At 46.5% G+C, this 23,237-nt stretch carries 24 protein-coding genes and 2 tRNA genes; 10 read left to right on the top strand and 16 right to left on the bottom strand.

The window, feature by feature from the left end; genetic code table 11:
* Nucleotides 1-11 precede the first annotated feature (11 nt).
* Nucleotides 12-2,615: a leucine--tRNA ligase gene (gene leuS / locus MBO_RS05475; protein WP_036365321.1), complete on the bottom strand. Its 2,604-nt coding sequence runs from the start codon at nucleotides 2,613-2,615 to the stop codon at nucleotides 12-14.
* Between the two features lie 100 nt (nucleotides 2,616-2,715).
* On the opposite strand from leuS, the gene MBO_RS05480 reads away from it, so the two are divergent.
* The gene (locus MBO_RS05480) at nucleotides 2,716-3,069 is read left to right on the top strand and encodes a Spx/MgsR family RNA polymerase-binding regulatory protein (protein WP_036365171.1); all 354 of its coding nucleotides are present in this window, start codon (nucleotides 2,716-2,718) and stop codon (nucleotides 3,067-3,069) included.
* Nucleotides 3,070-3,223: 154 nt separating this feature from the next.
* On the opposite strand, the gene MBO_RS05485 is transcribed toward MBO_RS05480, so the two are convergent.
* The 6 genes from MBO_RS05485 to MBO_RS05510 all read right to left on the bottom strand — a co-directional run bounded on the left by MBO_RS05485 (nucleotide 3,224) and on the right by MBO_RS05510 (nucleotide 6,184).
* Nucleotides 3,224-3,793, bottom strand: a complete 570-nt coding sequence (locus MBO_RS05485) for a DUF4349 domain-containing protein (RefSeq protein WP_152545107.1) — start codon at nucleotides 3,791-3,793, stop codon at nucleotides 3,224-3,226.
* The gene (locus MBO_RS05490) at nucleotides 3,778-4,128 is read right to left on the bottom strand and encodes a DUF4349 domain-containing protein (protein WP_160169669.1); all 351 of its coding nucleotides are present in this window, start codon (nucleotides 4,126-4,128) and stop codon (nucleotides 3,778-3,780) included. Before MBO_RS05490 ends, MBO_RS05485 begins: the two co-directional genes overlap by 16 nt.
* Nucleotides 4,085-4,270 carry a hypothetical protein gene (locus MBO_RS05495; protein WP_160169670.1) on the bottom strand — a complete coding sequence of 62 codons (186 nt, stop codon included), beginning with the start codon at nucleotides 4,268-4,270 and terminating at the stop codon, nucleotides 4,085-4,087. Before MBO_RS05495 ends, MBO_RS05490 begins: the two co-directional genes overlap by 44 nt.
* Before the next feature lie 86 nt (nucleotides 4,271-4,356).
* Complete coding sequence (gene argB, locus MBO_RS05500; protein ID WP_036365180.1) at nucleotides 4,357-5,271, bottom strand: acetylglutamate kinase; 915 nt, start codon at nucleotides 5,269-5,271, stop codon at nucleotides 4,357-4,359.
* 53 nt (nucleotides 5,272-5,324) lie between these two features.
* Nucleotides 5,325-5,789, bottom strand: coding sequence for a dUTP diphosphatase (gene dut / locus MBO_RS05505; protein WP_036365182.1), 465 nt, complete (start codon nucleotides 5,787-5,789; stop codon nucleotides 5,325-5,327).
* A gap of 101 nt (nucleotides 5,790-5,890) precedes the next feature.
* Nucleotides 5,891-6,184, bottom strand: coding sequence for a DUF2218 domain-containing protein (locus tag MBO_RS05510; protein WP_036365185.1), 294 nt, complete (start codon nucleotides 6,182-6,184; stop codon nucleotides 5,891-5,893).
* Between the two features lie 66 nt (nucleotides 6,185-6,250).
* Here MBO_RS05510 and MBO_RS05515 point away from each other — a divergent pair, with 66 nt between their 5' ends.
* Together MBO_RS05515 and MBO_RS05520 are read left to right on the top strand one after the other, a co-directional pair.
* Nucleotides 6,251-6,706, top strand: coding sequence for a CidA/LrgA family protein (locus MBO_RS05515; protein ID WP_226997805.1), 456 nt, complete (start codon nucleotides 6,251-6,253; stop codon nucleotides 6,704-6,706).
* On the top strand, nucleotides 6,706-7,425 hold the full coding sequence (locus MBO_RS05520) for an LrgB family protein (RefSeq protein WP_036365188.1): 720 nt from the start codon (nucleotides 6,706-6,708) through the stop codon (nucleotides 7,423-7,425). Before MBO_RS05515 ends, MBO_RS05520 begins: the two co-directional genes overlap by 1 nt.
* Before the next feature lie 67 nt (nucleotides 7,426-7,492).
* Here MBO_RS05520 and htpX read toward each other — a convergent pair whose 3' ends face one another.
* From htpX to MBO_RS05535, 3 genes are all read right to left on the bottom strand, one after another.
* Nucleotides 7,493-8,398: a protease HtpX gene (gene htpX, locus MBO_RS05525; protein ID WP_036365191.1), complete on the bottom strand. Its 906-nt coding sequence runs from the start codon at nucleotides 8,396-8,398 to the stop codon at nucleotides 7,493-7,495.
* A 184-nt stretch (nucleotides 8,399-8,582) separates the two neighbouring features.
* A complete protein-coding gene (locus MBO_RS05530; RefSeq protein WP_227712674.1) occupies nucleotides 8,583-9,344 on the bottom strand; it encodes a lytic transglycosylase domain-containing protein in 762 nt (253 codons plus the stop codon).
* A 220-nt stretch (nucleotides 9,345-9,564) separates the two neighbouring features.
* Entirely contained in the window at nucleotides 9,565-10,170 is a 606-nt protein-coding gene (locus MBO_RS05535; protein WP_036365193.1) for a nitroreductase family protein, read from the bottom strand.
* Between the two features lie 150 nt (nucleotides 10,171-10,320).
* On the opposite strand from MBO_RS05535, the gene MBO_RS05540 reads away from it, so the two are divergent.
* Nucleotides 10,321-11,214: a LysR family transcriptional regulator gene (locus MBO_RS05540; RefSeq protein WP_036365196.1), complete on the top strand. Its 894-nt coding sequence runs from the start codon at nucleotides 10,321-10,323 to the stop codon at nucleotides 11,212-11,214.
* Nucleotides 11,215-11,272: 58 nt separating this feature from the next.
* Here MBO_RS05540 and MBO_RS05545 read toward each other — a convergent pair whose 3' ends face one another.
* Together MBO_RS05545 and MBO_RS05550 are read right to left on the bottom strand one after the other, a co-directional pair.
* Nucleotides 11,273-12,586 carry a peptidylprolyl isomerase gene (locus MBO_RS05545; protein ID WP_036365199.1) on the bottom strand — a complete coding sequence of 438 codons (1,314 nt, stop codon included), beginning with the start codon at nucleotides 12,584-12,586 and terminating at the stop codon, nucleotides 11,273-11,275.
* Between the two features lie 160 nt (nucleotides 12,587-12,746).
* Nucleotides 12,747-15,473 carry an LPS-assembly protein LptD gene (locus MBO_RS05550; protein WP_052585324.1) on the bottom strand — a complete coding sequence of 909 codons (2,727 nt, stop codon included), beginning with the start codon at nucleotides 15,471-15,473 and terminating at the stop codon, nucleotides 12,747-12,749.
* Between the two features lie 190 nt (nucleotides 15,474-15,663).
* On the opposite strand from MBO_RS05550, the gene MBO_RS05555 reads away from it, so the two are divergent.
* From MBO_RS05555 to MBO_RS05580, 6 genes are all read left to right on the top strand, one after another.
* On the top strand, nucleotides 15,664-16,674 hold the full coding sequence (locus tag MBO_RS05555) for an aminoglycoside phosphotransferase family protein (RefSeq protein ID WP_036365202.1): 1,011 nt from the start codon (nucleotides 15,664-15,666) through the stop codon (nucleotides 16,672-16,674).
* Nucleotides 16,675-16,740: 66 nt separating this feature from the next.
* Nucleotides 16,741-17,445 (top strand): nucleotidyltransferase family protein, encoded by a 705-nt coding sequence (locus MBO_RS05560; protein WP_036365206.1) that lies wholly within the window; start codon nucleotides 16,741-16,743, stop codon nucleotides 17,443-17,445.
* A gap of 167 nt (nucleotides 17,446-17,612) precedes the next feature.
* A tRNA-Val gene (locus MBO_RS05565) sits at nucleotides 17,613-17,688 on the top strand.
* A gap of 5 nt (nucleotides 17,689-17,693) precedes the next feature.
* A tRNA-Asp gene (locus tag MBO_RS05570) sits at nucleotides 17,694-17,770 on the top strand.
* Between the two features lie 116 nt (nucleotides 17,771-17,886).
* A complete protein-coding gene (locus MBO_RS05575; protein WP_036365210.1) occupies nucleotides 17,887-18,159 on the top strand; it encodes a drug/metabolite transporter permease in 273 nt (90 codons plus the stop codon).
* Nucleotides 18,160-18,198: 39 nt separating this feature from the next.
* Nucleotides 18,199-18,549: an EamA family transporter gene (locus MBO_RS05580; protein WP_036365212.1), complete on the top strand. Its 351-nt coding sequence runs from the start codon at nucleotides 18,199-18,201 to the stop codon at nucleotides 18,547-18,549.
* Nucleotides 18,550-18,599: 50 nt separating this feature from the next.
* Here the strand turns inward: MBO_RS05580 and metG are convergent, their stop codons facing one another.
* The 4 genes from metG to MBO_RS05600 all read right to left on the bottom strand — a co-directional run.
* On the bottom strand, nucleotides 18,600-20,669 hold the full coding sequence (gene metG, locus MBO_RS05585) for a methionine--tRNA ligase (RefSeq protein WP_036365215.1): 2,070 nt from the start codon (nucleotides 20,667-20,669) through the stop codon (nucleotides 18,600-18,602).
* A 115-nt stretch (nucleotides 20,670-20,784) separates the two neighbouring features.
* Nucleotides 20,785-21,168 carry a stringent starvation protein B gene (locus MBO_RS05590; RefSeq protein ID WP_036365218.1) on the bottom strand — a complete coding sequence of 128 codons (384 nt, stop codon included), beginning with the start codon at nucleotides 21,166-21,168 and terminating at the stop codon, nucleotides 20,785-20,787.
* A 33-nt stretch (nucleotides 21,169-21,201) separates the two neighbouring features.
* The gene (locus MBO_RS05595) at nucleotides 21,202-21,855 is read right to left on the bottom strand and encodes a glutathione S-transferase N-terminal domain-containing protein (RefSeq protein WP_036365221.1); all 654 of its coding nucleotides are present in this window, start codon (nucleotides 21,853-21,855) and stop codon (nucleotides 21,202-21,204) included.
* A gap of 283 nt (nucleotides 21,856-22,138) precedes the next feature.
* Nucleotides 22,139-23,237: autotransporter outer membrane beta-barrel domain-containing protein (locus tag MBO_RS05600; protein ID WP_036365223.1), on the bottom strand; the 1,099-nt coding region annotated here is incomplete at its 5' end.

Genomic DNA, 23,237 nt, shown 5'->3' on the forward strand with positions numbered 1-23,237 from the left:
CTATTTATCAATCAGCTTGCAACCACGAAGCTGACCAGTTTATTTGGTACAACGATGGCTTTTTTGATCTCGCCCGTCAAGAATTTATCGACGCCATCGACAGCTTTGGCAAGGCCGATAAGTGTGTCATTATCCAAGCCTGTCGCTACATCCATCTTGCCGCGAACTTTGCCATTTACCTGAACGACCATGGTAATGGTGTCATTGGCAAGGGCTTCTTTGTCAAGGCTGGGGAAGCTGATGGCACGACTATCAAAGCCGAACTGTTCTAGCAGATACTCACCAGCATGAGGCGCATACAGAGCCAGCATCGACAGTAGGGTAACGATGGATTCGTGACGTGCTGCCAAGTCGTTGGTGTCATTCACATCGAAGCTGCCAATCTCATTAGCAAGCTCCATGAGAGATGAGACAGGCGTGTTTAGCGCCAGATGCTCGCCCAGACTGACATCGATCTTGGCGATGGTCTCGTGCGTCTTACGGCGTAGGTCTTTAGCAGCTTTGGTTAGTGTATTCTTATCGATTGCAAGGTTGTTATTACCATCGATGGCGGCTAGGTGCTCATTGGTGATGCGCCATACTTTTTTGACGAAGTTGTGCGGGCCTTTTAGTGCTGAATCTGACCACTCTAGTGTCTGATCGGCAGGTGCGGTAAATAGCGTGTATAGACGGACGGTGTCAGCCCCATATTGCTCGATGATCTCTTGTGGGTCAACGCCGTTGTTCTTCGATTTTGACATCTTCTCGATCTTACCAATCACGACAGGCTGACCGTCGGCGATTAGGGTCGCTTCACCATTCTCGACATTAACCTCGTGTGGGAAATAGTAAGTCGTCGAACCGTCCGCATTCTCACGATAGAAAGTTCCTGCCAGAACCATACCCTGAGCCAGTAGGTTGGCAAATGGCTCGTCGCCACCGACCAGACCCTCGTCACGCATGACCTTATGGAAGAAGCGAGCGTATAATAAGTGTAGCACTGCATGCTCAACACCGCCCACATACTGATCTACGGCAAGCCATTTGTCTGCGCCTGCACGACCCACCATCTGCGTGTCGTCATGTGGTGTGGTGAAGCGCTGAGCATACCAGCTACTCTCTACAAAGGTATCAAAGGTATCTGTCTCGCGCTCGGCAGGCTGTCCGCATTTTGGGCAGGTGCAGTCGATGAATTCTGGCATGGATTTAAGTGGGTTGCCACGTCCGTCAGGCACGACATCAGTCGGTAATACGACAGGCAGATCGGCTTCATCGACAGGAACAGTGCCGCAGTATTCGCAGTTGATCATCGGAATTGGGCAGCCCCAATAACGCTGACGAGACACACCCCAGTCACGCAGACGATACTGAGTGGTGATTTTGCCTTTGTCGCCTAGAATCTGTGCGATCTTAGCGGTGGCGTCATCTTTATTAAGACCATCTAGCTCGCCTGAATTAATGCACACACCGCCTTTGTCGCCATACCATTCTTGCCAGTTCTTATTATCATAAGCCTGTCCGCCCACGTCGATCACTTGGCGGATGGGTAGGTTGTATTTATTGGCAAATTCAAAGTCACGTTCATCGTGGGCGGGTACTGCCATGACTGCGCCCGAACCATAGCTCATCAGTACGTAGTTGGCAACCCAGACAGGCACACTTTGACCTGTAATGGGGTGGATTGCAACCAAGCCTGTATCCATGCCGACTTTCTCGGCTTTGGCAAGGTCTGCTTCTGCGACTGAGCCTTGTTTGCATTCTGCGCAGAACTGGGCGACCGCTTCGTTGTGACGGGCGGCATATTGAGCCAATGGGTGCTCGGCTGCAACTGCAAGGTAAGTCACGCCCATGATGGTGTCAGGGCGGGTGGTGAACACGGTGAGCTTGTCGGCTTGACCATCGATCTCATAAGCGAATTCCAGCTCCATGCCGTGGCTTTTGCCGATCCAGTTTTGTTGCATGGACAGGACTTGCCTTGGCCATTTGTTTTCTAACAGTTTTAAATCGTCAAGCAGTTCGTCAGCATAATCGGTGATTTTGAAGTAGTACATTGGGATGTCGCGTTTTTCAACGATTGCGCCAGAGCGCCATCCACGACCGTCTACGACTTGCTCATTGGCAAGGACGGTGTTGTCCACAGGATCCCAGTTTACGGTAGATAACTTCTTATAAACCAAGCCTTTTTTGTAAAGCTGTAAAAATAACCATTGTTCCCACTTGTAATATTCTGGGTTGCAGGTGGCGAATTCACGAGACCAATCAATAGACAGACCCAAGGCGTTTAATTGGGTGCGCATGTGATTGATGTTGGATATCGTCCATGCATAAGGAGCGACACCGTTGTCGATGGCCGCGTTCTCGGCAGGTAAACCAAACGCATCCCAGCCCATCGGCTGCATGACGTCATAGCCCTTTTGGCGGTAGTAGCGAGACAATACGTCTGTGATGGCGTAGTTACGCACGTGCCCCATGTGTAGCTTACCACTTGGGTAGGGGAACATGGATAGCATATAGCGGGTGGGTTTGCCGTTGTCGTTATTATCCGTGTGATAGCGGTTTTCGGCTTGCCATTTGGCTTGTTGGGTGCTTTCTAAGGTATGAAAATCGTAGTCTTTTAAGGGCTGATTGGTTGTCATAATTGGCTCATGAAATAAAGATGAACATAGAAAATTTAACATACTATTATAGCTGATTTTTGCTATAATTTGCCAATATTTTGTAAAGCCAGACACCCCCATGACGACGATTTACGGCATAAAAAACTGTAACACCATGAAAAAATCCTTTGATTTTTTGAATCAAAACAGCATAGCGCATGAATTTTTTGATTATAAAAAGTCGGTACTAAGCCAAGATGACTTCACCAAATTTGTGGCAACCTTTGGCGAGAAAGTCATCAACAAACAAGGCACAACTTACCGCAAGCTAGATGATACCACCAAAACGGTACTAACCAGTGGCGATGTGTCCGCCATGTATGAGATAGTCAAGGACAACCTTAGTGTGTTAAAACGCCCAATAGTGGTGGGCGATGACGTGGCACTTATCGGCTTTGATGAGAGCGAGTGGAGCGGGGTGTTTTGGGTGTGATGTTTATTTATATTAGATAAACTTTGTTCTAAATAAAAGCTTGGCTATTGGACGAATAAACCCCTTATCATCCGATGTAAAACTGCATAAATTTTATGAGATTCTGAATTTTAATAAAATTCGGGCAATTTAACATCATTATCGCCCAACCTTATCACTTGCTTGCACTTTCTTTATTTCCCATCTCCTTTGGCTTTACCGTCTCACCAGTTATCTTTTTTCTAAATGGTATGTTATAAAACGGCTTAAACACTTTTTTATAAAATAGAGCGGCGACAATTAGCCCCAAAGCCAGCGCCCACAAACTTGCCAACCACAAGATAAATTCTAAGAAATACAGCCAGCCTGTGCCGATACTCTGGACAAAGCGATGACCAAAATTCGCCCGCTCGTCTTTGGCGACATATGCCTGTGTGTCGGGCATGACCGATTCAAAAATTTGTGGATTTTGATAAAAAGCAAGTGTTATCGTGCTAAATGCCACTTGCTCGGCAAGAGCCTTACGGTCAAGTTCGGCAAGGGTTTGGCGGTATTTTGAATCCGTCATCTCGCCCACATGGGTGGACTTGTCCGCCAAATCGTCCGTTTTGGTGGCGTCAAGCTCACCCAGTTCGGCTTGGCGTTCGGCTTCTATCTGGGCGTGTAGGGCGTTACGTTGTAAGTCTGGGGCGACATCGGTGGCGTTAAATTCTTGACCGTCCAAAAACACTACTTGTCCTTGCACCCCTTTAAAAACTCGCCTACATTTACCTTGGGGATGCGCACAGCCATCATGCCATGACGCACAAAATGGGTCAGTACCTTTAACTGCTCGCCCCCAATCGGGTAGCGGTGCGTGTCGGTGGTGTTGTTATAAATCTTGGACGTTTGGATATATCCGCCCGTTTGTAGGGTTAGGCTCTCAAGCTGTTCTTTGGTGGCAGCCACATCTTTGACGGCAAAATTTACGTCCGCCTTGATGATAAAGGCTTTGTCTGCCAAATGAGCCTGCTCGCCTTGGGTGGTGGCTTGGCTGTCAAGGGTAGGATTGTCGGGGTTTGTAGTTGTCAGATTTACCACTTGCGTCCATACTGGCAACGTCTGCCTTATCCACACTTGCCACATCAGAGCTTGCTGACTGATGAGACATCTCGCCGTTATGGGGCCCAGAGCAGGCGGACAATAAAGCGATAAAGACGATAAGGTCAAGGGATTTTTGCATGGGGACTTCCAAACGGTTTTGGAGTAATTAAAAGATTATATTGTTAGAATCAATAAAAAAGACGGTGCTAGACCGCCTTTAAAATTTTAACCATTGGTTTCTCTTAAAATCTGCGTACCCACACCTTCTTCGGTAAAGATTTCAAGCAAACAAGCGTGTGGCACTCGCCCGTCCACGATGGTCGCACTTCTAAGCCCTGCTTTGACCGCATCCAATGCCCCTGCGATTTTGGGTATCATGCCCCCGCTGATGGTGCCGTCAGCGATGAGATTATCCACGTCTGTGGGCGATAGACTGGTCAGGATATTGCCACTTTTATCTAGCACGCCTTTGATGTTGGTTAGCAGAAGTAGGCGTTCGGCATTTAAAAACTGGGCCACACGGCTTGCCACTAGGTCGGCATTGATATTATAAGTCTCGCCTTGTTCGTCCACACCTAAGGGGGCGATGACAGGGATAAAGTCGCTATGGATTAGCATATTGATGACATCTGTATTGACGTGGGCGACTTCACCGACAAAGCCCAAATCAATGGGGTTGCCATCTTTATCCGTCATGGCGAGTTTGGCGGCAGTGATGAGATTGGCATCTTTACCTGTCAGACCAATTGCTTTGCCACCATGTTTGTTAATGAGATTGACAATAGATTTGTTTACGCTACCGCCCAGCACCATCTCTACCACGTTCATCGTGTTTTTGTCGGTCACTCGCATGCCGTCTATGCGATCAGACTCACGTCCAAGCTCATTCATGAGATTATCCACCTGCGGGCCTCCGCCATGCACGACCACAGGATGAATGCCGACCGTTTTTAGTAGGACGATATCTCGGGCAAAAGAGCTTTCTAACACAGGGTCGGTCATGGCATTACCGCCGTATTTGACCACGATGAGTTTGTCTTTATAACGCTGGATATAAGGCAGGGCGGTCGTGATGACCTCGCTTGTGTGTTTGGCCTCGTCTAGGGTTAGGGATTTGTGGTTTGAGGCTTTGTATTGCATGGCATTTTCCTTTCAAATAGTTGTAAAAATTTGTCAATTACCAATAAAATCAATCACTTAATCCCAGAGCTACCAAACCCACTTGTCCCACGCTCGCTGTCATCGCTAAATTCATCGACAACCTCAAAACTTGGACGTACCACAGGCACCACCATATATTGAGCCATGCGTTCGGCAGGATTTAGGATAAAATCGCTATCGCTTCTGTTCCACACCGACACCATCAGCTCGCCTTGATAGTCAGCATCAATCAGACCAACAAGATTACCAAGCACAATGCCATGCTTATGCCCAAGTCCTGAACGTGGCAAAATAATCCCTGCAAAATTGGGGTCTTTGATATAAATTGCCATGCCTGTACCGATGAGTTTGGTCTCGCCCGCTTTGATAACCACAGGTTCATCAATGCACGCTCTTAGGTCTATGCCTGCCGATCCGTCTGTGGCACGAGTGGGCAGGGGGAAATTAGGGTCAGAGCCGATTTTGGGGTTTAGGAGTTTGACTTGTACAGATTGCATGGCATGTCCTTTAGATAAATTATTGGTAAGTCATAAACCAAGGATTATAACCGATTTTACAGATTTTCAAAAATAAATCCTGCGATGTGCAGGATTTAAATTCATTCACTCCAATGATATTCAAAAGTCTCGCCAGCCATCCGATCAAGGTGGTCGGTGATGACGAAGCGAAGTCGTTCTTCATCATAAGGGCGTTCTGGGCTGTCGGTGCTTTCGTTGCGCACATATTCAATATGAAGTTCGTTGTCGGTTGGTGTAAAGGTAACGTCTGCGCCAGCCATGTTCACAAAATAGCCCATGTCGGTCTTAGTGACAGTAACTTTGTGCTTAAAATGATTGGTAAGGCGCTTGGCAATGCGGGCGGCTTGGTTGGTTTGAATGGTGGTTTTTGGCATATGATGTTCCTTGTAAATTATCAGTGATGATAATAAGTCTTATTCTGCGCCTAGGCAAGCATAAATTTGGCACATAATTGTAAAAAATCCTTACGCATCATTTGGCGATTTGGCGTCTTTGCGTTACAATTGGTATTATTTTGGCTGAGGCTTGCTGTGTTATTGCGTCCGATTTTGATTGTGTTTTTGTGTTTGTTTCTGGGTCAAGTAATCGTTGAGGGACTGGGCTTGCCACTGCCTGCCAGCATCATTGGACTTTTATTGCTGTTCATGGCATTACAATCAAGGATTGTTAAGCTAGATGCGATGCAAAAGCTTGCCAAGATTATGCTTGATCATCTTGTGCTGCTTGTGATTCCTGCGTGTATTTCTATCATGCAGTACTTGGATGTCATTGCTGATGATTTGTGGATTTTATTGACTGCGACCATCGTAAGCACGCTGCTCGTATTAATCAGTACCGCCAAGAGTTACGAGTGGCTAAGAAGACGACAAAAGCATTCTTTAAAAGGATCTAAGTGATGTCAGTATCCATCATTGAGCAGCTATCCTTGTTAAAGAGCAGCCCGTTTTTGTTGCTATTTGTGCTGATTGGTGCGTTTGAGCTTAGCCTGTGGTTGCGCCAAACTTTAAAACAACCCTTGATTAATCCTACCTTATTAACTACGGTGGCGGTGATTTTGTTTTTAAAATTATCCGATGTGTCGTGGGAGGTTTTTAATCAGGCAAGTGGTTATTTGAGTTTTTGGTTGCAGCCTGTGGTGGTGTGCATGGCGGTGCCGCTTTATGTGCAGTGGCAAAAAATACGTGCTCAATGGCTGCCCATCATGGTATCTCAGCTTATCGGTTCTGTGGTGGGTATTGTCTCGGGGGTTGGGCTGGTGCGACTGCTGGGAGGTGCTGAAGATAGCATGATTGCCATTGCAGCCAAGTCTGTCACCATGCCGATCGCCATCGAAGTGACGGATTTGCTTGGTGGTGTGGTGGGCATCAGTGCGGCGACGGTATTGGTTGCAGGCGTGACAGGGCAAGTGATGGGTGTGTATGTCCTGCATCAAATGCGTGCTCGCCGATCTATGGCTCAAGGTCTATCGCTGGGCACAGCATCCCATGCGCTAGGTACAGCCAGAGCAATGCAAATGGGATCGCGTCATGTGGCCTATGCGACCGTTGGGCTGATATTAAATGGCATTTTAACTGCATTCTTGGCGCCTGTGATTGTCCCATTTTTGTTACCCTAAATTAATACACAAAAAAGCACCGCCATATGACGGTGCTTTTTGGCCGATCGAATTTATGTTGATTGGATCAGTTAGGTAGCTTTTGTAGCGACGCGATACGATCATCTAAGGTTGGGTGGCTGCGGAACAGATTGGCAATGCTAAAGCCAGTTGATTGCCCGCTTGAGATGGCGAATGCTTTCATCGATTCAGGCATCTGATCGGGACGAGCTTCAGCAGGGCGAAGGGCGTTCAGCGCAGCGATCATGTTGTCACGACCCGCTAGGCGTGCACCCATCTCATCAGCGCGGTATTCACGTAGGCGAGAGAACCACATCACAATGGTGCTAGCCAAGATGCCAAGCAGGATATCCATCACCATACTCGTCACAAAATACGCAATACCAGGGCTGTCGCTTTCATTTTTAAAGATTGCTCTGTCCACAAAATTACCGATAATACGTGCAAAGAACATCACAAAGGCGTTCACCACACCTTGAATCAGGGCAAGTGTTACCATGTCGCCATTAGCAACATGACCGATCTCGTGAGCCAGTACCGCTTCGACTTCTTCGGCGGTCATGGTGTGTAGCAGACCTGTAGAGACAGCGACCAGTGCGCTGTTCTTGTTCCAGCCGGTAGCAAAGGCGTTCGGCTGCGCATTATCAAAAATACCCACTTCAGGCATGCCAATACCGACCGCTTTAGCTTGTTTGGCGACGGTATCGACAAGCCATTGCTCTGTACCGTTGCGTGGCGTCTCAATGACGACGGTTCCGGTAGATTTCTTTGCCATCCATTTTGACAAAAATAGCGAAATGATTGAGCCTACCATGCCATAGACTAGACACATCACGGCCAAACTTGCATAGTTAAGACCGTTCGAGCCATGCACACCGCCCAAGCCAAATACGCTGGACAAAATACCAAAAACGATGCTAAATACGACCAAAACCGCTATGTTGGTTAATAAAAATAAACCAATTCGCATCATGGGCTAGTTTTCCTTTTAAAAATAAATCTTCTGATAAGTTAAATACGTTAATCCAAAATCAGATTTTCATTAAAAAATCTGATTGATGGTATTATAAGGGTAAATTAGGAAAATTAAAGAGATTTTGAGCCCGATGCACAAAAAATAACAAAATCATCATATCTGCATCAGGTATGTTATTAGATTAGTTGCTATTAACCGTGGTGTAAGTCTTATTCATGTAGACGCGACCTGCCACCTGAGAGAGTGTTGGTGTCTGCGGCGTGCTATCACTATCGGCATGAATGGCAGCTGGCGTCGGTGAGGTGTTCGTCTGAGGCGCTGTATTCATCGCAAGCTGATAACTGCTGCCACGCATGAGGTTGGTGTCATTAACATATAATGTCTGATAGCGACTATTGACCTTGCGCACGTAATTTCTGGTCTCTTTAAATGGAGGAGTGCCACCATAACGTCTGACGTTGGCATGACCTGCGTTATATGCTGCGATGATGTGATCTCGGTTTGAGAATCGTTGCGACAGCCAGGCGATGTACTTGACCCCACCCTCGATATTCTGAGCAGGATCCCAGACATTCATCACGCCCATGTCTCTGGCGGTGCCAGGCATGAGCTGCATCAGACCTTGTGCGCCTGCTGGAGAGCGGGCATAAGGATTGAATGATGATTCGGTGTGTATAATGGCTTTGACCAGCGCAGGATCAACGCCGTGACGCTCAGCAGAAGCGCGAATCATTGAGTCATAGCTGCCGCTGTTACTGATGCCAGAGCTTGCATAAGTGCTTGAGTTGGTGCCACCAAAAGCACTGCTGCTGTAGTTTACGCTGCTGACCTGAGTGAATTTATTCACGCCGCTTGAGTTTGGCTTGATGATAGTGAGAAGTTCATTATCCACATCAGCTGCCATGGAAGATGAGGCTGATAATAATACGCCTACTAAAGTCAAAGGTAATAAGCTAATTTTCTTCATAAAGTTTAAGAATCGCAAAAATTGCGCGCATTATAGCACATACCGAATAAAGACACGATTCGTTATTTTGTTGGCGCTTGGTAAAGAATTGGGCGAATTATTGCTTAAAGATTGATAATATTACTAGTCATCATGCACAAAAAATAAGGGCGCTATTGCCCTTATTTTGATTGAAAGATGGTTAAGGTCTTGGGAATTATGCGCCATATGAGACGAAACGGTCTTCAATCGGTGCATATTCTTTCTCACCAGCAGGTGCGCCGATGCCGCCAAATACGAGCTGTGCGCGAAGCTTCCAGTTGCTTGGGATGTTCCAAGTTTTAGCGACAGCATCGTCAATCACAGGGTTGTAATGTTGAAGGTTGGCGCCCACTTGTAGGGTGGCTAATGTGGTCCATAGCGCATACTGGATCATGGCGTTGGCGTGATCTGCCCAGATTGGGAAGTTCTCGGCGTAAGCAGGGAACTGCGCTTGTAAGCCTTCAATGACACTCATGTCTTCAAACAGCAGTACCGTACCAGCAGCAGCCTTGAACATGTTTAACTTGCTCTTAGTGGGTGCAAAGTTATCAGCAGGCACGATGGTGCTTAACGCCTCGATGGTTAGATCCCATAGCTTGTCGTGTTCTTGTCCATGCAAGACGACCAGACGACTCGACTGTGAATTAAATGATGATGGCGTGTGCAGTACCGCATGCTTTACAACGTCATCGATCTGTTGTGTGCTGACAGGTAGGTCTTTATTTAGTACATAAATAGAACGACGGAGTTCAGCGGCTTGTTGTAGAGTCTTGTAAGTCATGTGGTAATCCTGTGATTAAATTGATTTGGTGGTGTCATTATAATCGATAGCCATGAGAAAACAATGGTGATTTTGTTGATGGATTATTTCTTAATAAGAAATAATCTAAAAGCATGTTATAATTTAAGAAATTATTAATCTTTTAAATTTATGGATACCTTAACCAGCATTCGCGTGTTTCATCAAGTGGTGCAAAATGGCAGCTTCACTAAAGCAGCCGATGCGCTTGATATTTCGGTGGCGATGGCAAGTAAGCACATTGCACATCTAGAGCGTACACTTGGCGCAAAACTCCTACATCGCAATAGTCGCAACATCCACCTTACTGAGGCGGGCGAGCATTATCATCAAGAATCTTTGCATGCTATGGAGGTGCTCGATGACGCAAAGCAGGTCGCCACAGGGGCATCCACGCATCCGCAAGGTGAGCTAAAAATCACCATGCCTAGATGGTTTGCCAACCCTAAGGTGGCTGGATTCTTGGCAGAATTTCAACAACGATACCCAGATATTGTGCTTAATCTGTCGCTGTCGAATCAGCTGGTGGATCTGGTGGCAGAAGGGTTTGATTTGGCGCTGCGCTTAACTCATGAACCTAAGCCATCTTTGATCACAAGACCATTGACGATGATGGATTTTTATTTGGTGGCAAGCCCTGATTATCTGTCTAGGCACGGCACGCCCACGACGCCCGATGAGCTCAACGAGCATCAGGCAATCTTGCCAACTTATGTCAAAATGGACAGCCTGACCATCACTCATAAGTTAAATAAAACCAAGCACACCATCGAGCCTACTGCAATCATAGTCAGTAACGACACTCCGATGAATACAGAGCTTGCCCTTGAAGGCGTAGGGATAGGCTATGCGCCTGATTGGCTTGTGGAGCGTGACTTAGCGGAAAGTAGATTGGTGCGATTATTGCCTGATTATGATGTGCTGTCGGTGACCTTGTACGCGGTGTATATGGATCGAGCTTTTTTGAGTGCAAAGGTACGTGCTTTTATTGATTTTTGGGTGGAGAAGTGCCAAAAGGAGTCTTGATTCAGCATCAAAAAAGACGCCAATCACGGCGTCTTTTTGGTTTTTTGAAGTATTTAAATTATTCAAAAATTTCAATGTGAGCAGCGGCGCGCATTTCTTGAATCCAATCTTCTTCGGCTTGAGGTGCGATACGGCTAAAAATCATCTCGCGGGCAGCATTTTTGCGATATTGATCAGTCACGTCACGCGTGCGCTCATTATCAACTTTTAGGATATGCCAACCGAATTGAGAGCGGAACGGTGTTGAGTAGTCGCCTTTTTCGGTGTTTTTCATGACGTTTTCAAATTCAGGCACCATCTGATCTTCGCCGACCCAGCCTAGGCTGCCACGTTGCTGCGCTGACCCTGAATCATCTGAATAAGTGGCAGCCAGGTTGGCAAAATCAGCGCCTTTTTGAAGTTCGTTGTACAGGGCGTTGATTTTTTGTTCTGCCATGGCGGCATTTTGGGTGTCGTCCACACGCGCTAGGATGTGGCTTGTTTGCCATTCTGGAATCAGCACGCGAGCATTGTCATTTTTGGCGACCAGTTTTACCACATCGATACCAGCCTCGGTTACGATGGGCTGTGTGACGCTGCCAGCTGATAGATTGGTGATTTGGGCGGCGATGTGGGCAGGTAGGGCGCTTTGATTAATCATGCCAGTGTCTGCACCTTGCGGCTGTGGCTCATAGTCCTTAACTTTATCAAGCGCGGCATTTAGTGAGTCGCCATTTTGTAGATTGGTGGTGATTTGTTCAGCGACAGATTGCGCACGAGCTTTGTCTTTGGTGCTAGCGTCCGCCTTATAAGGCACGCGAATGTGAATCAGGTGGTATTGCGTCTGTGAGATGCTAGCTGCATCGGGCGAGTTCAAGAAAGCTTCAACTTCTTGATCAGTGATGTTAACACGTGTCAATACTTGGTGCTGCCACAACGCGCCAATCGCAGCATCCTCAATGAGCTGCTTACGCAGAGCAGCATAGCTACCAGCTTGCTTGCTGTCTAGCGAGGACTGTAGCGCCGCTAGAGAGTCTAGACCTTGCGAGCGAGCGATTTGTAGCATTTGGCGGTTAATGACAGCTTCGTTAGTGGTAACGCCAGCGCGTTTAATGATACCAAGCTGGATCTTACGTGTGATTAAGCTGTCTAGTGCGGCGCGCTGGATCTGTGCAGGCGTGGCATTGATGTTGTTGGCTTGGTATTCGGCAGCCAGTGCAGCACTTGCAGCGATGAGTTCGCTTTTTAGGATGATTTCATCATTGACGGCGGCGATGATGCCATCTGTGCTCTGCGAAATACTAATATTAGCGCTAGCAATAACGGATGAGCCTAGAGCGCTTACGGCAAGTAGACCCATGAATAATGGGCGAATTAAAAATTTGCCTTGCATATCAATTCCTTGGGAAATTTGTTTTGTTAATAAAAAATCTCATTAAGTGTAGCATTTGCCACACACATCGTCAAATGTGAGTGCATAAATGTTAAGCGCTGTGCAAAATTTTACCAAACCGACAGCTAACACAAAATAGTGTAACGATTTGGCAATACTATCAATAGGCGCGTTGCCATGCGTTTTGGATGTTTTCATAACCTAATACTTTATCGTTCATGAGGTCATTTAGGCGTCCGCCGCTGGTAATGCCATTTAGGCGAATCTCTGCCATGATGGCGTTGTTGGCATCATCATCAGGTTTTAGGCTATTGCGATAACGGCGCGCATAGACAGATAACCCATAGCAGCAGTCTTCATAATTAATGCCTACCAGCGCATCTAGTAAGCGGTCGTTACGATGGTCGTATTGTGCTTGACCAAGCAGACGCCAGCGGTTATTAATCGGGAAAATGGCAGCTGCGGTATAGGCTTGCAGCGGAAGTTGAACAAGTGCTTTGTTTTCTTTGCGGTTGATCACGCCAAAGCTATACAGGCTTTGCTCATTTGGCTGATAACGAATTTGGGCGGTGACGTGATTGAGGTCATAGTCATGAGAGAATGAACCATCTGCATTGACCCATAGGCTGTTCAGTGGCTGCGTGCTTGCTTTCCAAGCCAGACCCGAGCTGTTTTCGCTATAGGCTTGACTGTTATCGATGCCGACATTCAGATCATCTAAATAAAACTGCTGCGATAATCCGCCATCAAAACGTGTCAAGCCATCTTTGTCGATATAACGATAGCTCAGCGCAGGTGTAATCGCGTGCAAATCTTGAATGCGGTCGTAGCCCAAAAACCATGAATCAGACAGCAGCTGATCGTAGCTCATGGCTGAGAATGCAGTTTCAAAGTTTGGAATATTGCTCTGATCTTTATGGGGGGTGTAGTTGTATTTTAGGCGTGGTGATAATACCTGATAGCCGCCTAATGACTCATCAAACCACCCAAATGGCGAGCCTGATTTTTCAAAGAATGCTGCAGTATCTAGCCCGATCTGTGGCGCAAATACTGAATATGAGCCTTCTTTTTCGCTAAGATTCTGAACCGCCAGACTGTCTTCGTCATAAGAGGCGTATAGGTGATTTAGGCTGACCTTTGGCGTGAAATAACCCCATGAGCGCAGCATCGGATAGCTTGCTGAGATTTGGTTGTACATGCGCACACCGCTTTTTTCGGTTTCAGAATTATCCTTGATGGATTTTTTGAAATAGGCAGTGTTGTGAATGCCAGTCACATCCACGCGGTCTAATGAGCTTGGAATATTGAATCGCTCACCAAGCGCATCGGTTGATTTGGGTAGAGAGTAGCTCACAGCAAGCTGCGGCAGGCGAGAATATGGCTTATCCTTGTCTTGAATTGGCGTGCCATCGTTATTGGTGCCATCAAGCGTCTGGAAGGTCTCAGCTTTTAGGTCGGCAGTCAAATGCTCGTTATAGTAATTAACACCGATGCGTCGTGATAGATTCAAAGGATTGTTTTTTAGACCCAGCGTGTCAAAATCGTTGGGGTATTTGCTGTCCGATACATGGCGATAGGTCGCATAAGCCGATAAGTTTTTGAGGGCTTTTGAGTGCCATTCATGGTCATAAAATAGATGATAACGATCTTCATCGTTGTATTTACGATCGCTTGGTAGGTAGCCACCATCAATGATGCCTGAGCCGTACTTTTCGGTCAAGTAGCGAAACTCCGCTTCAAGCATCGGGTTTTTATTCGTGAATACCGTCGGGCTTAAGGTTAAATCATAATTCGGCGCAAGATTCATGTAGTAAGGCGTCGTCACCTCAAAGCCATCAGAGGAGCCAAAGCCTGCGCGCGGCAACAAGAAGCCGCTACTGCGACGATCATCGATAGGGAAATTAAAATAAGGCAAATAAAAAACAGGCACGTCTTTAATTTTTAATGTGCTGTTCTTCGCGATGCCGCGCCCTGTATCGCTGTTGATCTCAATGCTGTCAGCATCCAGATGCCATTTGCGCTCGGTGGGTGGGCATGTGGTGAACATCACATCATTCATGTGGTATTCACTGTCGCTGACTTTTTTCATTTCTTTGGCGTGCCCGTGCGCACCGATGGTCGTGCTGGCAAAGGCGACGTCCTGCGCATTAGCGGTTTGGGTTTGGGCGTTATAGTCCAATTCGCCAGCCACGCCAATGATGCCTACGCCCGCACCTTTATTTTGTTTGTCGGTATTTGACTCTTGGGCGTTTAGGATGTTGGCAGGATTATCCCCAAAAACGACTTGACCGATGGCTTTCGATTCACCAGTTTTTGGGTTAAAGGTAATCTTATCGGCAAGTACTTGCTGACCATTTTGCTCTAGGATGACGTTACCTGACAGTTCAGCGTATTCATCGTTATCATAATAACCATAATCCGCCTGAGCGTAGTAAGTGCCATCGTTGTTCTTGGTTTGGTCTGCTTGGGCTTGGAGTGAACTTGCTGATGATTGCGCTTCTACGTCGTCAAAAGGCATTGCATCAGATGCCGCTACATCATCCAAAAAGTCCACAGTGTCATCATAATGATTGTCCGATTCTGTGTCTGCACCCAGCTGTTCAGCGAGCGTTTGGCTTTGGCGGTTTTGACTTGGGTGTATCCACACGCCCTGACAGCGCGCATTTTCGCTAGGTTTGGCGTGATAATAGCTTGCCAATCTCTCTAAGCTTTTGCTCGGTTGGCTGGCGGTTTCTTGGCTGTTTTGGGTGGATTGGGCGGCTTCAATGTTTTGTGCGAGCGTGCCCACGGGTAATAAACTTGCCCCAAATAACGCCATACGAACGCTCATCATCAGACGTGCTTTTGCGTGGGTGGAGTGCGCAGGGATGAGTTTGATTGATTTCACAGCCAATAACCTTGTTTGATCTTTTTGGTAAATGTTTGCTATTTTACACTATTTTTTAATAAAGATTGCAAGATTTTATAATCATGTTGGATTCTGTCTGATGATTTTATTTGTCATCAAATTACGTATGATCCTGCGAAACGTGATAAAATTTGCGATAATTTTCTTTTTGATATTTTAAGGAATCAACATGACAGCACGCCATGATGAGATGATGGCTTTTTTGAATGCTAACCTAAGCATGGGTTTTCGTGTGGAGAGCTTGGCGGGCGATGCCAGCTTCCGCCGTTATCATCGTATCTATATGAACGCCGGTGAGGGTGTGTACACCACTTATCTACTCATGGATGCACCACCTGATAAAGAAAGCGTGGTCGAATTCGTGAATGTCGCTGAGATCATGACCAGTGCTGTCAATGTGCCTGATATTATTGCACGTGACATTGAGCGAGGGTTTTTGCTGTTACAAGATTTTGGTACGGTGGAATTTGCCCATCTCATTCGTGACGATGCGGACAATTTTAATGCATATTATACCAAGGCATTGCAAACTTTAGCGGACTTGCAGACTTTACCTACCGATGTTAATTTACCTGCTTACAGTGACGAGAAACTGTGTGCTGAGATGGATTTATTCACCGAGTGGTTCCTGCCTTATGTGGGTGTGTCTTTGACAGAAGATGCAAAGAGCATGTGGCAGACATTTAAAGATGATCTTATTGAGCAAATCAAGCTGCAGCCAAAAGTCGTTGTCCACCGTGACTATCACAGTCGCAATCTCATGGCGGACAAAGGCAGTGATGCGCTTGGCGTGATTGACTTTCAAGATGCGGTCATCGGTGCGTACAGTTATGATTTGGTGAGTCTGGTGCGCGATGCTTATGTTAATTTTCATGAGACTTGGGTTAATGCTAGGATTGGAGAATTTCACGCCATCAAAGCGCTAAATATTAATTTGGATGACTTTGCCAGAGATGTGAACATCATGGGCGTACAACGCCATCTAAAAGTGCTTGGCATTTTTATTCGCCTCTTAGAACGCGATGGTAAACATCGATATCTAGAGAATATCCCAAAAGTGATGAAAGACTTGAATGCTGAGCTAGAATGGCTACAATCCCATGGTGAGCAGAGCATCGAGCCATTTTATGCGTGGCTAAAAGCGCATGTCTTGCCATCTTATCATGCTAATTTTAACTAAAAATACAAACACTAAAGGCGATATTTCACCTTTTTTCAAGCTCATCTATATTAAGAAGAAGTACCCATGATCACTCAAGCAATGATTCTAGCAGCGGGCAAGGGCACACGCATGCGTCCCTTAACGCTAACCACGCCTAAGCCACTTGTGCCTGTTGCGGGCAAGCCTTTGATTGTTTGGCATATTGAGCGTCTGCGCGCATCAGGCATTACTGACATCGCGATTAACGTGGGCTATTTGGGCGAGATCATCATTGATGCATTGAGTCAGATGAGTCTTGGGGTGAATCTACACATCTCCAACGAGAGTGTGCTAACCGAGCCGCTAGAGACCGCAGGGGGCATCAAACACGCCTTGGCGAATGGTTATCTGCGCGATGAGCCCTTCATTCTGGTGAATGGTGATGTTTGGAGTGAGTATGATTTTAAGCGTTTGACAGATGTCGCACTTGGCGATCGCTTAGGGCATTTGGTATTAACGGTGAATCCCGATCACAACCCAGAGGGCGATTTTGCATTAGATGGCGACAAAGCGACCCTAAAGAGCGAATCTCTGCCCAATCACACTTTTGCAGGGTTGAGTGTGTTATCACCTAAACTCGTTGAATCTGTAACCGCAGGCGAGATAGCGCCACTTGCACCATTTCTAAAAAATGCCATGCTAGAAGGGTGCATCACTGGCGAGTTGATGCAGGATAAGTGGGTTGATGTGGGCACGATGGAGCGACTCGCTCAAGTCAACGAATATGTCCATCAAAACTATTCACTGTAAAATAATCAATAAAATCATAAATTTATAAATTATTTTACATTTTTATGAAAAAAGTGTTTGACACTACGCCAGAAATCTATATAATACGCACCACAACGAACGAACACGGTAACGTAAAAACAGCTAAGCCTGTTAAGTTCTACTAAGTTCAGCAGTTCCTAGAACATGGGCGGTTAGCTCAGTTGGTAGAGCGTCTGCCTTACAAGCAGAGGGTCAGCGGTTCGAATCCGTTACCGCCCACCATGTTCGCAGCGGTAGTTCAGTTGGTTAGAATACCGGCCTGTCACGCCGGGGGTCGCGGGTTCGAGTCCCGTCCGCTGCGCCATTTTTATAGTGTAACTCTTGTAGTTATCACTTTTTCCCCAAGTCCCCCCTGTCTTGGGGTTTTTTTGTCCAAAATTTCTATTAAACTATTTCCTTTTATTTAAATGGTGGCAAGCCATGGATCAAAAGGCAGCAACTTTAATCGGCATGACATCCATCGTCTTATGGACGTCGATGGTGGGCTTGATCAAGCAGGTATCGTCATTGCTGGGTGTGTCGCTCGGTGTTGCACTCGTCTATACTGTTAGCGCATTACTGCTATTGCTTATTTTTAAGATTCTCAAGATTCATCAAGCATCAAAGATTTTCTTATGGGTATCCGCCGCACTGTTCGTATCATATGAGCTTTGCTTTTCGTTTGTTGTAGCATATGCTCGCACAGAGACGTAGGCGATCGAGGTTAGCATCTTAAACTATCGGCCGTGCTTGATGATTATCGTGCTGTATCTCGTCTTGACAGCGCTGATGATGTGGCTGAAATACATACTGTTTGATCGTAGTGTGCCAGGTGGGATAGCTCCGATGTCTATCCTGTATGTGCTGGCGGCAGGTGCTGCGATTGGTCTTGGCTATGGCGCTTGGAATTTTGGTATCTTAAAAGCAAATGCAACGGCGATGGTGGTTGCATCGTATTTTACGCCTGTACTGTCTTCTGTGATCGCGGCGATATTGCTGGGTGTGTCGCTCTCGTCGTCGTTTTGGCTGGGTGTGGCATTGGTGTCAGGCGGCTCGTTGGTCTGCTATTTGACGATCAGCAACTTAATAAGGCTCAAAAAATAATCACTCGCGCAATAAAATAAGGGGTCATAGCCCCTTATTTTTTATGCTTATTAGGCTAGCGTCGCCCCTGCTGCCATGCTATCAGGCAGTATTACAACGGTCAACTGTCCGTCTTTTTCAGCTGATAAAATCATGCCCTCACTGATACCAAATTTCATTTTACGGGGGGAAAGGTTGGTTACACAAATCACCGTTTTACCTTGTAACTCTTCTGGTTTGTAGAACTTAGCAATGCCGCTAAACACATTACGAGTTTGCTTTTCGCCTTGTTCATCAGTATCGCCTACATCAAGGGTAAATTGCAATAGTTTATCCGCCCCTTCAACGGCATTGCATTTAAGCACTTTGGCAACTTTCATTTCAACTTTGGCAAAATCATCAATGCCGATAAAGGTGTTTTGGTCGATATTTTCCACAGGCTTACTCTCTTTTTTAGATTTTTGGGCTTTTTTGGTGTCGGTGGGTTGTAGGTTTTCTTTTGAATCATCAACCATGGCTTGCACCTTTTTGGGGTCAATGCGTTGCAAAAGGGGCTTAAACTCATTGATAGAATGCGTTAGGACATGAAAGCGTTCATCAAAATTCATGCTCTCCACGTTCAAAAATTCTTTGGACTGCTCTGTCAGCGTTGGTAACACAGGCGACAGATAGACCATGATTTTGTGAAATAGGTTTAGCCCAACAGAGCAGATGTCTTGGACGTCCTTACTGTTCGGGTTTTCTTTGGCAACCGCCCACGGTTTTTTGTCGTCAATGTACTGATTGGCAAGGTCGGCAAGTGCCATAATCTCACGAATGGCGGTGCTAAATTCACGGCTTTCGTAGTGCTTGATGATACTATCGCCAGCCTGGATAAATTTGTTTACCAATTCAGGCTCGGCGCAGGTAACGGACAATTTATTATCAAATTGGGTGTTGATAAATTTAGCACAGCGACTGGCGATGTTCACGACTTTACCGACAAGGTCGGAGTTGACTTTGGTGATAAAATCATCAAGATTTAAATCACTGTCTTCTACTTTATCAGACAATTTGGACGCAAAATAATAACGCAAATATTCAGGATTTAGGTGGTTTAGGTATGTTTCGGCTTTGATGAATGTGCCACGAGATTTGCTCATTTTTTCGCCATTGACGGTCAAAAAGCCATTGACAAATAGGCTCGTGGGCGTGCGATAATTCGCCCCTGTGAGCATGGCAGGCCAAAATAAGGCGTGGAAATAGACGATGTCTTTGCCAATAAAATGATACACTTCGGCGGTGCTGTCGGGACTCCAATAATCATCAAATGACACATCAGGGCGGTGAGCGGTCAAGTAGTTTTCAAAACTTGCCATATAGCCAATCGGAGCGTCCACCCACACATAAAAATATTTGTCGTCCGTGTCAGGGATTTTAAAGCCAAAATACGGAGCGTCTCGGCTGATGTCCCAGTCGACAAGCCCAGCCTCAAACCATTCGTCCAATTTGTTGGCGATAGAAACAGGCAGTCGTCCGTCATCTCGTGTCCATTTTTGCAAAAATTCGGTGAAGTTTGGCAATTTAAAAAAGTAATGGTCGGACGTTTTTTCCACAGGCGTTGCACCGCTTAGGGTGGAGCGCGGATTGATAAGTTCGGTGGCGTTGTAGGTTGTGCCACACACTTCGCATGAGTCGCCATATTGGTCGTCCGCTTTGCATTTGGGGCAGGTGCCTTTGATAAAGCGGTCGGATAGGAACATTTGTTTTTCAGGGTCGAATAGCTGAGTTACGGGCTTGATGGCAATGTTGCCTGCCTTATGATTGGCAAGGTAAATCGCTTCGCTGTGCTTGCGGTTGGTCTTGCTATGCGTGCTGTCGTAGTGGTCAAAAGACACGCCAAAGCCAGCGAAATCTCGTTCGTGCTCTACTTGCACGCCTTTGATTTGCTCTTCGGGCGTGATACCGTTTGCTTCGGCACGGAGCATAATCGCCGTTCCGTGAGCGTCATCGGCACAGACATAAATCACGTCATGCCCCATAGACCGCATGGCACGCACCCAAATATCGGCTTGGATATAGCCCAAAAGGTGCCCCATGTGGATAGAGCCGTTGGCGTAGGGTAGGGCGTTGGTAACAAGAATTTGGCGTTTGGCTGTCATGATGTACCTTATAAAGTTATATAATAAAATGGTTAATTCTACCGTAAATTGCCCACAAAATCACGTAAAAAAATCAAGCCAAGGAGTGCTTGGCTTGATCTAAAGGAGATTGAGTTTAATCAACGAATTTTAGACCTGAATGCGTCGGTGGCTCTGGGTCTGGTGTTGTGATGTTGGCATATTCGCTAGGGTCAAAGAAGAATCCTTCGCTGGGGTCTTCCTTGGCATAGATGCCAAGCACGGCCGCCATCGGGATCCAAACATCTTGGGATACCCCACCAAAACGCGCTGCAAAAGAAATGGACTCATTATCGATGTGTAGGTCTTTGGTTGCTTGATAAGATGCTGCCAACACCAGACGACCTTCTTGGGCATAATCAAGTGGTGCAACCACGTCGCCATGCGTGGCATCAATCATGAGATAAGCGGTCAATTCGTTATCCTCAAGCCATTCGTGCATCGCTCGAATCAGGTAAGGGCGTTTTGGTGTGAAAGTCATGATGGCTCCGTCAGTTGATTTAAAGAGGTGATGTTAAATGAGTTGGTCTGATTTATCCAGAAAGTTTGGACGGCTCTTTAGGCTGTTTTTAAAACTTGGGCGTGAAAACAACCGATCTTGGTAGGCTAACAGCGGCTTGCACAGCGTGCTTGGCAGCTCAATACCCATGCTCGGTAATCGCCAAAGTAAGGGGGCTAAGATGACATCGCACCACCCAAAGCTTTCGGACAAAAAATACTCATGCTTGACAAAAATGGGCGATAGGGTAGTCAAAGAGTCTGACAGCGATTTTTTGGCGATGAGGGCGGTTTGTGGGTTGAAGCTGTCTGGGTGAGTCAATAGCGTTCTACCCAGCGTCAGCCAGTCGGTCTGTAATCGCCATGCTAACTGCCTAACCATCGCCCGCTCTTTGGGCGTGTCGGGTAATAGTTTGCCTGCGCCGTGTCGCTCTTCTAGGTATTCAAAGATGGTATTGAGTTCATAAAGCGTGAGGTCTCGTCCCACCAAGATGGGAAGGGTGGCGTAAGGATTAAGCTCGACAAGCTCGTCTGGGCGCTCGTCCTTGACCAAGGCAAGCTCGTAGGACAGTTGTTTTTCTTCCAGTAGTAATCGTATCACATGGCTGTCATAGCCATCATCGCCATACAGGATGAATTGTGTCGGTAGAAGGTGAGAAAAGTCCGCCATACCATCAGGTAATATTATTAAATGAGTCTTAGTTTAGCAAATTTTTCTGCTAGTGTGTGGATTTTTCTGTAATTTTCTCAGTGAATGCCAAAAATCATTTATAAAAAATACCGACCAGTTGGTATGTTTTTTTGAGTATGGTGATTCGATGTTCTGCTGATGTATTCAAAAAAATAAAGACTGGACTGCATGATGGAGTCCAGTCTTTTTAAGTTGTGTTTAGTACTAATTCTGGCAGGATTTCTGACAGCACTTAGCACAGGGTGAATGGTGTGAGGTTGAATTAAAACTTCATCTCAAAGCCCAGTGCAGCGCCTTGATTGTCGTAATTATCACGCCATTGACCTTGATAATTGAGTGATAGCGTGCTGTTGGCGGTTGGCTTATAAGATATGCCAACACCTGCCGTGCTGATAACCTTGCCAACTTCATGACCCAACACACCAAAGCGATGACCGTCAAAGCCTAATAAGCTCGCCTGTGTATTGCTTCTGACATCGCCATTATCCACGCCAACAGAAGCGGTGGCATTTAGGCTAAGGCGTGGCGTGATGGCAGCATGACCACGCACCCCAAGCGTGCTGATAAAGTTCTGATAAGTCGCCTTATACACCGCCAGATTATAAGCGTCCGCCCCTGTTTCGGTATAGCCATCGGATTTGACTTGGGTGAAGTTTACTTTGGCAAATGGGGCGATGTGGCGTGCATCGGTACCAATCTGATGCGATACGCTAAGGCTTGCTTGTATGATGTTGGCATCATGGTCGGATTTGGCGATTTTGCCTGTATGGGCGATATGACGCTCGCCATCAATGCTGGCTACCCCTGCACCGATGTGGGCGTGGGCAGTGGTATTGCCCATTTTTTGATTGCCATAGACAAAGCCCATGATGGTATCGCTGTCGGCATGATGTCTAACAAAGCCTTTGCTGTCAATATCATGCTGACTGTATGCGACCGCCAAGCCCAGACTGCCTTGACCGATATGGGTATCCGCTCCGATAATCACGCCCATCTCACGCCCATCAAAGCCAGTAAGACCGCCTTCATGCTTATCAAGATTGCTTTCATTGCCGATGAGTTTTGCCCAGACGGTCTTTTTGGGGTCGAACTCTCGCTCAAACACAGCACGACCAAAGTTTGACGCACCATCTGCCACAATACGGTTAACTGAACCTGATAGCAGGGGCTGTAAATTGGTCGCAAAGTTGGCAAGGTCGGCTTGGTTGTGATTGATGGTGTCACCAATCAATGCATTAGCCAAGGCGTTATTATTGCCTGCGACTTTGTCCGCCACCGATTTATCCAAAATTTGTGCTAAATCTTGCATCAAATGGCGATTTTGGCTATTGACAGCATTTTCAAAAGTGCCGATAATCCGC

This window comes from Moraxella bovoculi 237, from assembly GCF_000696305.2.
Lineage (GTDB): Bacteria > Pseudomonadota > Gammaproteobacteria > Pseudomonadales > Moraxellaceae > Moraxella > Moraxella bovoculi.

Bases quoted from the DNA above. Each gene is read 5' to 3' on its own strand.
- leuS (WP_036365321.1), bottom strand. From the start codon at position 2,615: ATGACAACCAATCAGCCCTTAAAAGACTACGATTTTCATACCTTAGAA.
- MBO_RS05480 (WP_036365171.1), top strand. From the start codon at position 2,716: ATGACGACGATTTACGGCATAAAAAACTGTAACACCATGAAAAAATCC.
- MBO_RS05495 (WP_160169670.1), bottom strand. From the start codon at position 4,270: ATGCAAAAATCCCTTGACCTTATCGTCTTTATCGCTTTATTGTCCGCC.
- argB (WP_036365180.1), bottom strand. From the start codon at position 5,271: ATGCAATACAAAGCCTCAAACCACAAATCCCTAACCCTAGACGAGGCC.
- dut (WP_036365182.1), bottom strand. From the start codon at position 5,789: ATGCAATCTGTACAAGTCAAACTCCTAAACCCCAAAATCGGCTCTGAC.
- MBO_RS05510 (WP_036365185.1), bottom strand. From the start codon at position 6,184: ATGCCAAAAACCACCATTCAAACCAACCAAGCCGCCCGCATTGCCAAG.
- MBO_RS05520 (WP_036365188.1), top strand. From the start codon at position 6,706: ATGTCAGTATCCATCATTGAGCAGCTATCCTTGTTAAAGAGCAGCCCG.
- htpX (WP_036365191.1), bottom strand. From the start codon at position 8,398: ATGATGCGAATTGGTTTATTTTTATTAACCAACATAGCGGTTTTGGTC.
- MBO_RS05535 (WP_036365193.1), bottom strand. From the start codon at position 10,170: ATGACTTACAAGACTCTACAACAAGCCGCTGAACTCCGTCGTTCTATT.
- MBO_RS05540 (WP_036365196.1), top strand. From the start codon at position 10,321: ATGGATACCTTAACCAGCATTCGCGTGTTTCATCAAGTGGTGCAAAAT.
- MBO_RS05545 (WP_036365199.1), bottom strand. From the start codon at position 12,586: ATGCAAGGCAAATTTTTAATTCGCCCATTATTCATGGGTCTACTTGCC.
- MBO_RS05555 (WP_036365202.1), top strand. From the start codon at position 15,664: ATGACAGCACGCCATGATGAGATGATGGCTTTTTTGAATGCTAACCTA.
- MBO_RS05560 (WP_036365206.1), top strand. From the start codon at position 16,741: ATGATCACTCAAGCAATGATTCTAGCAGCGGGCAAGGGCACACGCATG.
- MBO_RS05575 (WP_036365210.1), top strand. From the start codon at position 17,887: ATGGATCAAAAGGCAGCAACTTTAATCGGCATGACATCCATCGTCTTA.
- MBO_RS05580 (WP_036365212.1), top strand. From the start codon at position 18,199: ATGATTATCGTGCTGTATCTCGTCTTGACAGCGCTGATGATGTGGCTG.
- metG (WP_036365215.1), bottom strand. From the start codon at position 20,669: ATGACAGCCAAACGCCAAATTCTTGTTACCAACGCCCTACCCTACGCC.
- MBO_RS05590 (WP_036365218.1), bottom strand. From the start codon at position 21,168: ATGACTTTCACACCAAAACGCCCTTACCTGATTCGAGCGATGCACGAA.
- MBO_RS05595 (WP_036365221.1), bottom strand. From the start codon at position 21,855: ATGGCGGACTTTTCTCACCTTCTACCGACACAATTCATCCTGTATGGC.